This is a genomic window from Pseudomonas sp. ZY71 (assembly GCF_036542145.1).
In the GTDB taxonomy this organism is placed as follows: Bacteria; Pseudomonadota; Gammaproteobacteria; order Pseudomonadales; family Pseudomonadaceae; genus Aquipseudomonas; species Aquipseudomonas koreensis_A.
In genome coordinates, this window is record NZ_CP144274.1 from 515443 (window position 1) to 530541 (window position 15099).

At 58.1% G+C, this 15099-nt stretch carries 10 protein-coding genes; 4 read left to right on the forward strand and 6 right to left on the reverse strand.

Features of this window, described 5'->3' with window-relative positions; translation table 11 throughout:
- Positions 1-815: 815 nt before the first annotated feature.
- The 3 genes from VY732_RS02250 (at position 816) to VY732_RS02260 (ending at position 2704) form a co-directional block, all read left to right on the forward strand.
- Positions 816-1205, forward strand: coding sequence for a hypothetical protein (locus VY732_RS02250; RefSeq protein WP_331693689.1), 390 nt, complete (start codon positions 816-818; stop codon positions 1203-1205).
- Positions 1206-1330: 125 nt separating this feature from the next.
- Positions 1331-2053 (forward strand): DUF4123 domain-containing protein, encoded by a 723-nt coding sequence (locus VY732_RS02255; RefSeq protein ID WP_331693690.1) that lies wholly within the window; start codon positions 1331-1333, stop codon positions 2051-2053.
- A gap of 330 nt (positions 2054-2383) precedes the next feature.
- Positions 2384-2704 carry a hypothetical protein gene (locus VY732_RS02260; RefSeq protein WP_038360201.1) on the forward strand — a complete coding sequence of 107 codons (321 nt, stop codon included), beginning with the start codon at positions 2384-2386 and terminating at the stop codon, positions 2702-2704.
- Between the two features lie 108 nt (positions 2705-2812).
- On the opposite strand, the gene VY732_RS02265 is transcribed toward VY732_RS02260, so the two are convergent.
- Positions 2813-3226 carry a hypothetical protein gene (locus VY732_RS02265; RefSeq protein WP_128616444.1) on the reverse strand — a complete coding sequence of 138 codons (414 nt, stop codon included), beginning with the start codon at positions 3224-3226 and terminating at the stop codon, positions 2813-2815.
- 423 nt (positions 3227-3649) lie between these two features.
- Here VY732_RS02265 and VY732_RS02270 point away from each other — a divergent pair, with 423 nt between their 5' ends.
- Positions 3650-4489: a 23S rRNA (adenine(2030)-N(6))-methyltransferase RlmJ gene (locus VY732_RS02270; protein WP_064117137.1), complete on the forward strand. Its 840-nt coding sequence runs from the start codon at positions 3650-3652 to the stop codon at positions 4487-4489.
- A 163-nt stretch (positions 4490-4652) separates the two neighbouring features.
- Here the strand turns inward: VY732_RS02270 and msrA are convergent, their stop codons facing one another.
- The 5 genes from msrA to aceE form a co-directional block, all read right to left on the reverse strand.
- Positions 4653-5318, reverse strand: a complete 666-nt coding sequence (msrA, locus tag VY732_RS02275) for a peptide-methionine (S)-S-oxide reductase MsrA (RefSeq protein ID WP_016985652.1) — start codon at positions 5316-5318, stop codon at positions 4653-4655.
- A 209-nt stretch (positions 5319-5527) separates the two neighbouring features.
- A complete protein-coding gene (locus VY732_RS02280; protein WP_077570503.1) occupies positions 5528-8224 on the reverse strand; it encodes a putative bifunctional diguanylate cyclase/phosphodiesterase in 2697 nt (898 codons plus the stop codon).
- 252 nt (positions 8225-8476) lie between these two features.
- On the reverse strand, positions 8477-9874 hold the full coding sequence (locus VY732_RS02285) for an alkaline phosphatase D family protein (protein ID WP_331693691.1): 1398 nt from the start codon (positions 9872-9874) through the stop codon (positions 8477-8479).
- A gap of 275 nt (positions 9875-10149) precedes the next feature.
- Positions 10150-12126: a dihydrolipoyllysine-residue acetyltransferase gene (gene aceF / locus VY732_RS02290; RefSeq protein ID WP_331693693.1), complete on the reverse strand. Its 1977-nt coding sequence runs from the start codon at positions 12124-12126 to the stop codon at positions 10150-10152.
- An 11-nt stretch (positions 12127-12137) separates the two neighbouring features.
- Positions 12138-14783: a pyruvate dehydrogenase (acetyl-transferring), homodimeric type gene (gene aceE / locus VY732_RS02295; RefSeq protein WP_007915682.1), complete on the reverse strand. Its 2646-nt coding sequence runs from the start codon at positions 14781-14783 to the stop codon at positions 12138-12140.
- Positions 14784-15099 lie beyond the last annotated feature (316 nt).

Here is a 15099-nt window from a genome sequence, read left to right on the forward strand (position 1 = left end):
CCGCGTAATACGCAATGCACCCGCGAAGAGGCGTTATTGATGGAGGCGGCGCAGAAGGTTGATGCCGTGTTGGCGCCGATGAGTGATGCGGAGGCGGAGTTCATGGCGCGGCATCATGGGGAGATTGAATCGTTTTTATCGCAGGGTTCGACGAGCGTGGGTATTGGGGCAGCGATGTTCAGTAATCATTTAAAAAATCTCGCCGGCACGTTGAGTGAGTTGGAGTCACTGCATAAGGAAACCTTCGATAAGCACGGCAAGCTTAAAGGTGCTGATTTCTTTGAAAAGCGAAAACAGTTGATGGCGCAACTGGATAACAGCCTCAGTCCCTTGATGCGAAAAATGGTCGGTTTGCCCGACCACCCGAACCTTAGGAAAGCGCTGGGCATTTCCAGTCGCAGCCTTGTCCATCACTGGAGCAAAGTGGGTACTTCAGCCGGAGTTCCGGGGTATGCGACGCATATTGAGGGGGTAAGTAAGGCGAGCAAGGTAATAAAGGTGGGGGGCTGGATCGGAGTTGGGCTACAGGCCACAGCATCGGGAATCAAGGTCAAGGAGACTTGTCGAGAGGGTACTGAAGAGGCTTGCAGGAGAGTGCGGTTCACCGAAAGTGGGAAATTTAGTGGAATTGTCATGGGGGGAGCCGCAGGGGCGGCAATCGCGGGTCCGGTGTGCGCCGCTATCGGACTCAGCACTTTGGGGGCAGGTGGAATCGCCTGCGGTCTTGTGTTGACTGGGCTAGGTACTGCTGTTTTAGGTAATACTTTCGGGGAGTGGGGCGAACAAGGGGCAGACGTTGTGTATGAGATCCAAAAATGAGATCTGATATTGAAATACTATTCCTGTTAAGTGGGTTGGTATTGATTGCGCTTATTTTGTTGGCGTCATTGACTTTGCTGTTTGTCGCTTATTTTTTTGCCCGGGATATATTCAAGTATTTGGGGCGTTCTCCTGCTGTTACTGCTAGGAAGCGAGCTTTGGGGTGGGAGCCGATTGGCCGATTTCTATTTATTAGCAACGTGGGCACTCTCTTGATCTTTTCGCGTAAATCCATACGAAGTGGAGAACTGGACGCCAAGGATTACGAGACATTGCCAGCGGGCTTGCGGCGGATAATTTTGTTTTCAAACGGAATGATGTTGGTGTTAAGCGCTATTGCGATAGTCGGTGTGGTGTTGGGGAAAGTTAATGGTTGGTTGAGCTAGTCGCGTTTACTTGATCGGCGTTTTTGTAAATGCTGGCTGCATCTCGAAATTAGTTTGTAATTCAGCTATCTGTTTTTGTAGATAACAGCATTCTCGATATTGTCGAGAACTGCATAGGTCCTTGAATGAATACAGCAATTCCCCACCAATGGTTACAGAGTCAGCCGTTAATGGCCGATGAACAACTGTTTGCAGTTCTCAGCAGCGCCAGCGATGGCGAGCCATTCAAGGTCTGGAGCGGGTCAACTACCGCACAAGCGCCAAGTCCGATTTGGGCGGACACTATTTACGCCGAGTGGGATGCCGTGATGCCCTTCGTGGGAATTGTCGCTGTGGACAGTGAGTTTCTCGATTGGGTGGCGACTACTGAGTCTCTTGATTGGGGCTGGCTGGCGGTTTCTACGGCGAGTCTTGAGGTGGTGGTTGAGCATTTTCGCAGTCTGACCCAAGTGTTGATGCCAGACGGCAAAGCGGTGTTTTTCCGTTTTTGGGATGGGCGGTTTTTGTTGCCGATCTTGCAGTCCGATGCAGTGGATGCGGCGCAGCTTTTGCCGATGATTTCACGCGGACTGATCAATGGTCAGGCTTTGGAAATCGGGGGGCGGGCGCAGGTTTCGGGGCGTGTGTTTCCTTGGTGGACGGTGCCTGACTCGGTGTTGGCTTCGGCGGGGGATGAAGTCTGGGTCGGCAACGCTGTGCAGTGGCTGAGCGAGGAGCATCCCGCATTGTTCGAGGCATTTCCCGAGGTGGTTCTGCGCTGCAAGGTTGGGCAGTTTTTTCAGAGTTCAACGTCGGAAGAATCGTCGCAATCGGCGTTGTTGGCGTATTTGCTTGCAGAGTCGGAGTGACATTTCCGGGCGAAGGCTTCGGACGTTTCCTTCGAGTTGCGGCGGTTTTCATGAACTGGTGGGCGGTGGGTTGCAGGGATAGTCTTAAAAGGTCACCGCAGATGCGGCGACAGGGTGTAGGAGCCTTGAGACTAGAAGAGTGCATAAACGTCGTTGCCTGGTTTGCGGCAGTCTATGTGCGTCCGTAAGATCATTTGCGGCGGTTATGTGCGGGCACGCTTCGGCGTGGCCGAGTTCTCTGGTCTCGGTACTCCTACCCCGCGCATGGCTGCCACCCAAACCCGTAGGAGGGTGATGGTGGAAGCTCATTTCACTACCAGAGGTTCAAAAATGAAAACGCTAACACCCGATCCACCCTACGAAAAAATCATCCCCCATCCCGACAACCGCTTCATGGCACTTACCGGCAATTGCAGCGACATGCCGACCCTGTTCATCGACACCCACGTGCCCCTCGACATCCTTATGGACGCCGCCAACCACCGCCTGCGCGCCGTGATCCAGGTGCTTGAAAACATGTGCATGCGCGGCTCGGTCGAATGCGACTCCGTCATCCTCAGCGACTTCGCCCAGCTCTGCGTGATCCCCTTGCGCGACGGCTGTGATGTGCTTGATGTCATCGGCAGGCGCCTGCGCAGCATGCCCGCCTGAAAAAGATCAAAAGATCGCAGCCTGCGGCAGCTCCTACACGGGACTGGCGTTCGCCCTGTAGGAGCTGCCGAAGGCTGCGATCTTTTGACGTTAAAGGAAATCAGTTAGTCAGTCAGGGATGTACGCATCCTGAGAGTTGATAAAGCTGTTGAACGCATCGGAGTTGTAGACCTTCATGCACCCAAAAAACACTACTTTTTCATTCGAGTATTTGCTGTTTGAAGGTGTCTGCTCGTAAGCCGCCAACACGTAGTTTCGGGTTTCTTTGTAGGGATCGTGCAGCACCTGCAGCGTGTCTTCATTTTGCAGGATGGAATGCATGCCTTTGCCCATGAAGGAATAGGCATTGGCGGACAGTGCAATGTCTTTTTCCAGCAAGGAGTGTTCGTTGAATGGCTTTAGGATGCAGTGGCTCAGGCCGTAGTTCTTTAGTGTCTGGCGTGCCTGTTCAATGTGGGTTTCGTCGGCAAGGGCGAGGTATGGGCTAAGCAGGCTGAATAAGCAGATGATCAGATATCGCATGAGTTTTTGACTTCCTGTCGTTCATGGTTAGACAGTTTAACGCCATAAAAGCAAAGCCCCTCACCCTAGCCCTCTCCCAGAGGGAGAGGGAACTGACCGAGGTGTCTGGGTGATGTGCGCCGACCTGCAACTTCAGCGGTGAACTTCGCTTGGCCAAGCCTGGATGTTGGTGTTCTTTCGGGGGACTGACCGAGTCGTCTGGGTGATGTGCGCCAACTTGCGACTTCCGCGCTGATCTTCGCTTGGCCAAGCCTGAGATCACGCTGATCTTTCAGGTCGATGTAACTCGCAAGATCACCACCGTCAGTCCCCTCTCCCTCCGGGAGAGGGCTAGGGTGAGGGCAGGCATTTGTCCGCTCAGCCGCCAACCCCTGACTTGCCGCCCGGTAAAAGGTAAACTTTGCGCCCTTCGCAGGAGCAGCCATGAATTATCGTCACGCCTTCCATGCCGGCAATCACGCCGATGTGTTCAAACACCTGACCTTGACCCGCCTCATCGCCCTGATGTCGCGCAAGGAGCAGCCGTTTGCCTATCTCGACACACACGCCGGCATCGGTCTGTATGACTTGCAGGGCGATCAGGCGAATCGCACCGGCGAGTACCTGGAAGGCATCGCGCGCTTGTGGGAGCAGCCGGATCTGCCGGCGCTGACCGCCGACTACATGAAGGTGCTGCACGAGATGAACCCGGACGGCCAGTTGCGCTACTACCCGGGTTCGCCGGAGCTGGCGCGGCGCCTGACCCGCCCGCAGGATCGGGTGATGCTCAACGAGAAGCACCCGGAAGACGGCGTGCTGCTCAAGGACAACATGGCCGGCGATCGTCGGGTCAAGGTTCATCTCGGCGAAGGCTGGCACGTCGCGCGGGCGATGTTGCCGGTGCAGGAAAAGCGCGCGGTGATGTTGATTGATCCGCCGTTCGAACAGCTCGATGAAATGCAGCGTTGCGCGGCATCGTTGAAAGAAGCGATTGGCCGCATGCGCCAAACCGTGGCGGCGATCTGGTATCCGGTAAAGGACCAGCGCGCGTTGCGTCGGTTCTATCAGGATCTGGCCGGCACCGGTGCGCCGAAGTTGCTGCGTGTGGAATTGCTGGTGCATCCGCTGGATACGCCGAACAGCCTGAACGGCTCGGGCATGGCGATTGCCAATCCGCCGTGGGGGCTGGAGGAAGAATTGCGTGAGCTGCTGCCGTGGTTGTCGAAGAAGCTGGGGCAGACCCAGGGCGGCTGGCAGATGGATTGGCTGATTGCCGAGAGCTGATCAACGGCAAGATCAAAAGATCGCAGCCTGCGGCAGCTCCTACAGCGATCGTTCCCACGCTCTGCGTGGGAATGCCTCAATGGACGCTCTGCGTCCGCTGTTGGGACGCGGAGCGTCCCGGGCTGCATTCCCACGCAGAGCGTGGGAACGATCAGTCGGCGGGTTAATTGCCTGCCAGACTCGCTGGCATGCACACGCCGGTGCCGCCAATCCCGCAGTAACCCTCTGGATTCTTCGCCAGATACTGCTGGTGATACGTCTCGGCGAAGTACACGGTCGGTGCCTGTTCGATCTCTGTGCTGATTTCGCCCAGACCCGCCTTCGACAGCTCAGCCTGATAGGTCGCCTTGCTTTTCAGCGCCGCATCCAGATGCTCAGGCGAGGTCGCGTAGATCACCGAGCGGTACTGCGTGCCGATGTCATTGCCCTGACGCATGCCTTGCGTCGGGTTGTGCAGTTCCCAGAACATCGCCAGCAACTCTTCGTAGCTGACTTTTGCCTTGTCATACACCACCAGCACCACTTCCGCGTGGCCGGTCAGGCCCGAGCAGACTTCTTCGTAAGTCGGGTTCGGCGTGAAACCGCCGGCATAACCGACGACCGTGCTGACCACGCCTTCACGCTGCCAGAAACGGCGCTCGGCGCCCCAGAAGCAGCCCAGACCGAAGATCGCAAAATCGACGTCCTGGAAAAACGGGCCAAGCAGCGGGGTTTCTTCGAAAACGAAGTGCTTTTCAGGCAGGGTCATCGCGGTTTCGCGGCCGGGCAGAGCTTGTTCTTTAGTCGGGAGCACGTTTTTGTTCACCAGAATTTCCGAGCGCAGAACCATGATCGTTCCTCTCAGTCAGGATGGGATGTAAAAAGTCAGACCGCCAGTGTGCCGAATGATGCCCGGTTAATCACTACTCAAAATGTGCGGGTACTCGCACAACATTGTAGGAGTGAGCCTGCTCGCGATAGCGGTGGGTCAGTCAGAGGGTTTGTTGCTGACACACCGCTATCGCGAGCAGGCGAAGGCCTACAAGGGATTTGCGGTGTTTATAGGCAGAGCGGGCCGCGCGGGTAGCGCTTCAGCGCCTGGATCAGTTCGCCGCCGGGGATCGGCCGGTCGAACAGGTAACCCTGGCCGACGTCGCAGCGGTGGCGACGCAGGAACGCCAGTTGTTCGGCGGTCTCGATGCCTTCGGCCACGACCTTGAGTTTCAGGTTGTGCGCCATGGCGATCACCGCTGAGGTGATTTCCATGTCGTCCTGGTTATCGGGAATTTCGTGGATGAAGCTGCGATCGATCTTGATGATGTCGATCGGAAATTTCTTCAGATAACTCAGCGACGAATAACCGGTGCCAAAGTCATCCATGGCCAGCGTCAGGCCGAGACGCTTGAGCTGGTCGAGTTGCAAGTGCGTGTCTTCGGTGGCTTCCAGCAGCAGGCCTTCGGTCAGTTCCAGTTCGAGCAGATAGGCCGGCAGCGCTTCTTCCTTGAGGATGTTGGCGATGGAGGCGACCAGATCCGGATCGGAGAACTGTTTCGGCGACAGGTTGATCGCCACTTGCAGATTGCCCATCCCGGCAGCGGTCAGCGCTTTGCTCATGCGGCAGGCCTGGCGCGCGATCCACTTGCCGATCGGAATGATCAGACCGGTTTCTTCGGCGACGCTGATGAACTGGTCCGGGCGGATCATGCCGCGTTCCGGGTGGTTCCAGCGCAACAATGCTTCCATGCCCAGCAGACGACCGCTGCGCAGGCACAGCTTGGGCTGGTAGAACACGTCCAGTTCGTTCTGGGTCAGGGCGCGGCGCAGGTTGTTCTCGACGAACAGTTTGTAACTGGCCTCGGCGTTCAGCGCCTCGGTGAAGACTTGCACCTGATGTTTGCCGTTGGCCTTGGCCTTGTGCAGCGCCAGACCGGCGTTACGCATCAGCGTTTGCGGGTCGCGGCCGTGCAACGGCGCGCACGCCAGGCCGACCGAACCGGTAACGCTGATCAACTGGTTGTCGACGAACATCGGCTTGTCGAGGGTCGCCAGCAACTGGTTGGCGATCTGCTGGCCGGTCGCCAGATCGGTATCGTCGAGCAACACCGCAAACTCGTTACTGGCGAACCGCGCGAGGCTGCCGCTCGGACTCAGGCTGTTGCGCAAACGCCGAGCGAGACTGATCAGCAATTTGTCGCCAGTCTGGTGACCGAGGCTGTCGTTGATCCGTTTGAAGTTGTCGATGTCCACCAGCAACAGGCTGATCGGCGTATCGCTGTCGCGGGCGAAGCGTTCGTCGAGATTGCGGATAAACGCCGGGCGATTGCCGAGGTTGGTCAGGTTGTCGGTGTAGGCCAGACGCTCGATGCGCTGCTGCGCCAGTTTGGTCTGGGTGATGTCTTCGTAGATGCCGATGTAATGCGTCAGCTCGCGGTTGTCACCGTACACCTTGGAGATCGACAACTGGCCCCAGTACGGTTCGAGGTTCTTGCGCCGGCTCTTGAATTCGCCCTGCCAGCTGTTGCTTTTGGCCAGCGCCGAAGGCGCGTCGAACAGCAGTTCACTGAGGTTTTCCAGCGCCGGCAGCTCGGACAGGCGCTGGCCGTGAACTTCTTCGGTGGTGTACTGGGTGATCGCGGTGAAGCTCGGGTTGACGTACTCGACCACGCCGTCGCAATTGACCAGCAAAAACGCGTTGGCGCTTTGCTCGACTGCACGCTGAAACAGGTGCAGGGCGCTGGTGGCGGTGCGACGATTGTGGTTGTTGATGACTTGCGCGAACTGGTCGGCCAGCTCGCCGGCAAAGGCGATTTCGTCCGACTGCCAGGCGCGGGTGACGCCGGTCTGCTCCAGGCACAACACGCCGACCACCTGGCCATCGACACGAATGCTGGCGTCGAGCATGGCGTTGACGTCGCGCGGGCGCAGCGCTTCGGCCATCTCCCGGGTGCGTGGATCGCGCATCGCGTTGTGTGCGTCGATGGCGCGGCTGCTGTGCAGCGCTTCCATGTAGTCGGGGAAACTGCTGATGTCGATCACGTCCGGGAGGATGTATTCCTGGGTCGCGCGGTGGTACGCGGAAATCGGCACCAGATGCTGGCCTTCGAGGTTCCACAGGCTGGCGCAGTCGATCTCATAGATATCGCAGGCGCAGCGGGTGATCAGCTCGGCGGCTTCCTGCAGCGAGTTGTGCGTGCTGTAGCGCTGACGTGCGAGCAGCAGAATCAAATCCTGCTGGGCGCGTACGCGTTCCAGGTGCTGCAGTTGTTCCTGCTGCGCCCGTTGGTTTAGTTCCAGGGCGATTTGCAGGCGCGAATTCTGCGTTTCGAGGTCGACGGAGGGCAGTGGCGGTGCTTCGTCGAAGACGTGATCGACCGCCAGCAGATAGCCGCGCAGCAGATGACGGTTGTGTTGTTTGTAGGCTTCGCCCAGTTCCAGAATGTTCAGCGCACCGGCAGCCGTGTGCAGGGTGTAACGCACCAGATAATGCGGGCTGGCGGTCAGCTGTTGCTGGATCGCGTCGTGCAGTTGATAACGCGCTTCGGGTTCCATCAGGCTGGCGTAGGGTGAGCCGACCAGCGCGCAAAGCTCGACGGCCGGCTGACCGAACTGGCGTTCGCAGTTGGGATCGAGAAACAGCATGGCCCAACTGGCTTCATTCAAGCGCTCGAAACGCAGCATGCCGAGCCGCGAGGGCACAGGCAACTGCGTCACTACCTCGGCCGCCATACGGCTGGCGGCATCGGGTTGGCTCTTCATGAAGGGAACTCGCTTGGAAATATGCTGAACGCGCCGGGCTCGCGCCCTCTTTACTGTTGCCTGCGGCAAGGTTGCATCATTGCGGCACCGACTGACAAGAGAGATGAAGGCCAAGTGCTATAAGAATATGTCGGCTGCACTGAACATTTCTCCAGCCCGTGGTTGAAAAGAGCCAAAGATCGCAGCCTTCGCCAATATCTACAGGGCAATGCGCCCTCTGCAGGAACTGCCGAAGGCTGCGATCTTCAAGGCTTAGCGCAGTTTTATGGCGATCGACTGCAGCTGTTTGCCATCGCGGTCGTGGTAATTGACCTGAATCTGCCCGGCCTCGACCACCAGGTGGGCGAAATTGTCTTCACTGACCACCGTGCTGCTCAGCTCATGTCGATAATCGCCGGCCGCCGTACGCACCAGCGGCTGATCAAGAATGAACGTGGACGCTTTGGCATAGGGCAGCAGTTTGCTGTTGCACAGCGGTGAGGAGACCACGGTGTGGACTTCGAAATCCGGGTCTTCACTGTGACTCAGGCGAGCCGTCAGCGAGCCATGCACGTCCCCCGAGATGAACACGACATTCTTGATGCGCCGGGTGCGGATGGTTTCCAGCAGGCGCAGGCGCTGCTCGGGAAAGGCTTTCCAGGCGTCATCGCCGTTAAGTTTGCGATCCGGGTAGAACATCACGCTGGTGACCACGAACTTGACCCGCGCCATGCTGTGACTCAGCCATTTGAGCAGGGCCTGTTCCTGTGCCTCGTCGAGGATCCGTCGATCATCGGCTGACAAGTGGCGGCGGGTGCGACTGTCAGTGACAAACCATTCGATATCGCCGTCGCTGAATTGATACCAGTAATGCTCAAGTGTCGAGTGATCTACTTCGCCGTTAGTTGTCAGTGGGTGTGCCGGGCTGTGACTGGCCTGATACAACTCATAAGCGGCCATGGCGTTGCGATATAAATCGCCGTCGGACTTGCTGGCATTGGCGGGCCAGTTATCTTCGATTTCGTGATCGTCGAGAATCATGTAAGTCGAAGTGCCGGACATCAGTCGTTTTATATTCGGCAGGGAAAAAGCCGCGCGATACTTGCTTAGGATATCTTTATAGTCGCGATCCGGTGCAAGTAGATTCAAATCGTCGACGTAAATTTGATCGCCGGTCATCAATACCGCGCTGATCGGCGGTTGTATGCCTTCGATCACCTGATTGATGGACGCGAAGATACGATCGCCCAATTGCGGCAGGACGGCGACACCGGCGGTCATGCGCAGGTAGCGGCAGGAGCCGACGATATAGGCTCTGGGCTGCAGGACCTTGCTGGAACGGGTGCGCAAGCGGTAAATCTCTCGCGGCCATTGCAGCGGCAGTTCAGCGACGCTGTCCGGCGTGTGCACCGGATTCATCGGACTGAACCAGCCGGCCTGATATTCATATTCGGTGTCGCTGCTCAAGTTGTTCAGGGCGAATACTTGCGACATATCGCGTAATTCGCTCAGGCGTGCGAAGTTGCCGTTCGACCATTGTTGTGTACCGGAACTGCGAAAACGCACCCCGGCAAATACCGGCGCATTGTTGTGCCGCTCGCCACGCATGAATATGCGCGCATGATTAGTTGTAACGTGGCCGACAATCGGGCCGATAGTGGGTTTTAACATGTCGAATCCATTCGAATGAATTTTAATGAGTATGAGTTTTCGCGAAGTTTGCTTAGTTAAATTGGCTGCCCTTAGGTTAGTTGCGTGACGAATAAAAAAGATCGGCGCCAAGTCGACCAGGCTTGTGGCCGATATCAGCGCAACATGTGGGAAAAAGACCGGAAGGATTTTTCAGGCAAAAAAAAGCCCCGCCAAACTGACGGGGTTGAGGTACGAGCGTGTGGCGCTCGAAAGGGTGCAGCAATCGGCCCTCCGTTGCCGGAGGGCCGATCGAGTTACAGCAGGATCGTGCGGATGTCCGCCAGCAGGCTGCCCAGACGCTGGGTGAAGCGTGCGGCAGCGGCGCCGTTGATCACACGGTGATCGTAGGACAGCGACAGTGGCAGCATCAGTTTCGGCTGGAAGGCTTTGCCGTCCCAGACTGGCTGGATGGTTGCCTTGGAAACACCGAGGATCGCCACTTCCGGAGCGTTGACGATCGGCGTGAAGCCGGTACCGCCAATGTGGCCGAGGCTGGAAATGGTGAAGCACGCGCCTTGCATGTCGTCAGCGGTGAGCTTCTTGTCGCGGGCTTTGGCGGCCAGCGCAGCGGCTTCGGCTGCCAGTTGCAGCAGGCTCTTCTGGTCGACGTTCTTGATGACCGGTACCAGCAGGCCATCCGGGGTGTCGACGGCGAAGCCGATGTTCACGTATTTCTTGCGGATGATCGCTTTGCCGCTTGGTGCCAGCGAACTGTTGAAGTCCGGCAGCTCCTTGAGCATGTGCGCGCACGACTTGAGCAGCAGCGGCAGGATGGTCAGCTTGACGCCGGCCTTCTCTGCAACGGCTTTCTGTGCAACGCGGAAGGCTTCCAGCTCGGTGATATCAGCCGAATCGAACTGAGTCACGTGCGGGATGTTCAGCCAGCTGCGGTGCAGGCTCGACGCGCCGATCTGCATCAGGCGAGTCATCGGCACTTCTTCGATTTCGCCGAAACGGCTGAAATCTACGACCGGGATCGGCGGGATGCCCGCGCCACCGGTTGCGCCAGCTGCAGCGGCCGGTGCTTCCTTGGCCTTCTGCATCATCGCTTTGACGTAAACCTGCACGTCTTCTTTCAAGATACGGCCGTGCGGGCCACTGGCACCGACAGCGTTCAGCTCGACGCCGAACTCGCGGGCCAGTTGACGCACGGCTGGGCCGGCGTGAACTTTCGCGCCTGGCTTGGTCGGTGCGGCGGCTGGAGCGGCAGCAGGTGCAGGTGCAGGTGCAGCGGCAGCCGGAGCAGCAGCGGCAGGAGCACTTGGTGCAGCAGCGGCAGCTGGCGCCGGGGCAGCAGCAGGTGCCGCGCCTTTGACTTTCAGCTTCAGAATCAGGTCGCCGGTACCGACTTCGTCATCCAGCTTGATGGAAACGCTTTCCACCACGCCAGCGGCAGGCGATGGAATTTCCATGCTCGCCTTGTCGGATTCCAGGGTGATCAGCGACTGGTCGGCTTCAACGCTGTCGCCAGCCTTGACCAACACTTCGATGATCTTGGCTTTGCCGGCCGAACCGATGTCCGGAACGTGGATGTCCTGAACGCTGTCAGCCACCGGGGCTGCTGGAGCGGCTGCCGGAGCAGGCGCAGCGGCAGCAGCCGGTGCAGCAGCTTGAGCTGGAGCGGCCGCAGCAGGGGCCGCAGCACCCGCCACTTCCAGATCCAGAATCAGATCGCCAGTGCCGACTTCGTCGTTGAGCTTGACGTTGATGGCCTTGACCACGCCAGCGGCAGGCGACGGGATTTCCATGCTCGCCTTGTCGGACTCCAGAGTGATCAAAGATTGATCAGCTTCGACGGTGTCGCCGACCTTGACCTGGATCTCGATGATCTGCGCCTTGCCCGACGAACCGATGTCCGGCACGTGCACTTGCTGAACCGAAGCGGCAGCAGGGGCAGCAGGGGCAGCGGCTGGCGCGGCAGCAGCAGGAGCGGCAGCCGGTTTGGCTTCAGCTTTTGCAGCCGGCGCAGCAGCCGGAGCAGAGGCCGCTTCAGCGGCGCCCTCGACTTCCAGCTCAAGCAGTTCGTCGCCTTCTTTCAGACGGTCGCCCAGCTTCACTTTCAGGCTCTTGATGACGCCGGCTTTCGGGGCCGGCACTTCCATGCTGGCCTTGTCCGATTCCAGGGTCAGGATGCTCTGGTCGGCTTCGATACGGTCGCCGACCTTCACAAACAGTTCAATTACTTCACCTTCACCGCTGCCGATGTCAGGTACGCGAATGAGTTCGCTCACAAAATGTCTCCTCAGCAGTCCAGTGGGTTGCGTTTTTCCGGGTCGATGCCGAACTTGACGATGGCCTCAGCCACCACCTTAGGTTCGATATCACCACGGTCAGCCAGTGCTTCCAAGGCTGCCAACACCACGAAATGACGGTCGACTTCGAAGAAATGACGCAGTTTCTTGCGGCTGTCGCTGCGGCCGAAACCGTCGGTGCCGAGGACTTTGAATTCCTTCGACGGTACCCACTGACGGATCTGCTCGGCGAACAGTTTCATGTAGTCGGTAGAGGCGATGACCGGACCTTTACGGCCGTTCAGGCACTCTTCGACGTAGCTCAGCTTAGGCTTCTGGCCCGGCTTCAGACGGTTGCTGCGCTCTACAGCGAGGCCGTCGCGACGCAGTTCGTTGAAGCTGGTAACGCTCCAGACGTCAGCGCCAACGTTGAACTCTTCACGCAGAATCTTCGCCGCTTCACGGACTTCACGCAGGATGGTGCCGGAGCCCATCAGCTGGACGTGATGCGCCGCATCGCGAGTGTCTTCTTCGAGCAGGTACATGCCTTTCTTGATGCCTTCTTCGGCACCGGCCGGCATGGCTGGCTGCTGGTACGACTCGTTCATCACGGTGATGTAGTAGAAGATGTCCTGTTGCTCTTCGGTCATCTTCTTCATGCCGTCCTGAATGATCACCGCCAGCTCGTAGCCGTAGGTTGGATCGTAGGTGCGGCAGTTCGGGATGGTTGCAGCCAGCAGGTGGCTGTGACCGTCTTCGTGTTGCAGGCCTTCACCGTTCAGGGTAGTCCGGCCGGCGGTGCCGCCGATCAGGAAGCCACGGGTACGGCTGTCGCCAGCGGCCCAGGCCAGGTCACCGATACGCTGGAAGCCGAACATCGAGTAGAAGATGTAGAACGGCAGCATCGGCTGGTTGTGGCTGGAGTACGAAGTACCGGCAGCGATGAACGAGCTCATGGCGCCTGCTTCGTTGATGCCTTCTTCAAGGATCTGACCTTTCTGGTCTTCCTTGTAGAACATCACCTGGTCTTTATCGACTGGCTCGTAGAGCTGGCCGACGGACGAGTAGATGCCGAGCTGACGGAACATGCCTTCCATACCGAAGGTACGGGCTTCGTCCGGGATGATCGGAACGATGCGCGGGCCGATTTCCTTGTCCTTGACCAGTTGCGCGAGGATTCGCACGAACGCCATGGTGGTGGAAATTTCACGGTCGCCAGAGCCGTCAAGGATCGCCTTGAGGGTGTCCAGATCCGGAGTCGGTACGCTGAAGCTTTGTGCGCGGCGCTGAGGGACGAAACCGCCCAGTGCAGTGCGACGCTCGCTGAGGTAGCGGGCTTCGGCGCTGTTTGGCTCTGGCTTGAAGAACGGCAGGTTCTCCAGCTCTTCGTCCTTGACCGGGATGTCGAAACGATCGCGGAACAACTTCAGGCTGTCGACATCGACTTTCTTGGTGTTGTGCGCAGTGTTTTTCGCTTCGCCGGCACCGGTGCCATAACCCTTGATGGTCTTGGCCAGAATGACGGTTGGTTGTTCTTTGTGGTTGACCGCTTCGTGGTAAGCCGCATAGACCTTGTACGGGTCGTGGCCGCCACGGTTGAGTTTCCAGATCTCGTCGTCGGACAGATCAGCAACCATCGCCTTGAGTTCTGGCGTGTTGAAGAAGTGCTCGCGAACGAACGCGCCGTCTTTGGCTTTGTAGTTCTGGTACTCGCCGTCGATGACTTCGTCCATACGACGTTGCAGGATGCCGTCGACGTCTTTGGCCAGCAGTGGGTCCCAGAAACGGCCCCAGATGACTTTGGTCACGTTCCACTGAGCACCGCGGAACACGCCTTCGAGTTCCTGGATGATCTTGCCGTTGCCGCGAACCGGGCCGTCGAGGCGCTGCAGGTTGCAGTTGATGACGAAGATCAGGTTGTCGAGCTTCTCGCGGCCGGCCAGGGAGATGGCGCCCAGGGATTCCGGCTCGTCGCACTCGCCGTCGCCCAGGAAGCACCAGACTTTCTGTTTACCCGGCTGGATGAAACCACGGTGTTCCAGGTACTTCATGAAGCGTGCCTGGTAGATCGCCTGGATCGGACCCAGACCCATGGATACGGTCGGGAACTGCCAGAAGTCAGGCATCAGCCAAGGGTGCGGGTAGGACGACAGGCCCTGACCGTCGACTTCCTGGCGGAAGTTGTTCATCTGGTCTTCGGTGATGCGGCCTTCCATGAACGCACGGGCGTAAACGCCTGGCGAGGTGTGGCCCTGGAAGTAGATCAGGTCGCCGCCGTGTTCGTCGGTCGGGGCCTGGAAGAAGTAGTTGAAGCCGATGTCATACAGGGTCGCACTGGAAGCGAAGCTGGAGATGTGACCACCCAGGTCAGAATCTTTCAGGTTCGTACGCATTACCATGGCCATCGCGTTCCAGCGTACCAGCGAGCGAATGCGGCGTTCCATGAACAGGTCGCCAGGCATGCGTGCTTCGTGGGTTACCGGGATGGTGTTGCGGTAAGGCGTGGTGATGGCGTAAGGGAGCTGCGAGCCGCTGCGGGTCGCGAGTTCGCCCATACGGGTCATCAGATAGTGAGCACGGTCTTCGCCTTCTTTGTCGAGAACCGATTCCAGGGCGTCCAGCCATTCCTGGGTTTCGACGGGATCGAGGTCTTGCATGGCTTGCTCCAGGGCGGAAAGGCTTCCAGAATCGGTTGCCTGAGTTTGCGACTGGCCTTGTGGGCAGACGATTTAAAATTCTTGGATTGCCGATAGGTTGTTCCGGCGGCGTGTAGTTTTACTACAAATCTTCCGGCATTTCAGCCTTTCGAATGTATAGACGAGTAGTAAAACTACAGAAGAATGGCTTGTGGCCTCCGGCTGCGTTGTGAGAATAATCGTTAAGGTTGATCTTTTGCCATCCGAAAAAGGTGAAACTTTGATGTTCGCTGCCAAAGAGAAAGAAATTTCAGCTATTTCTAACTTTTGTTCGACA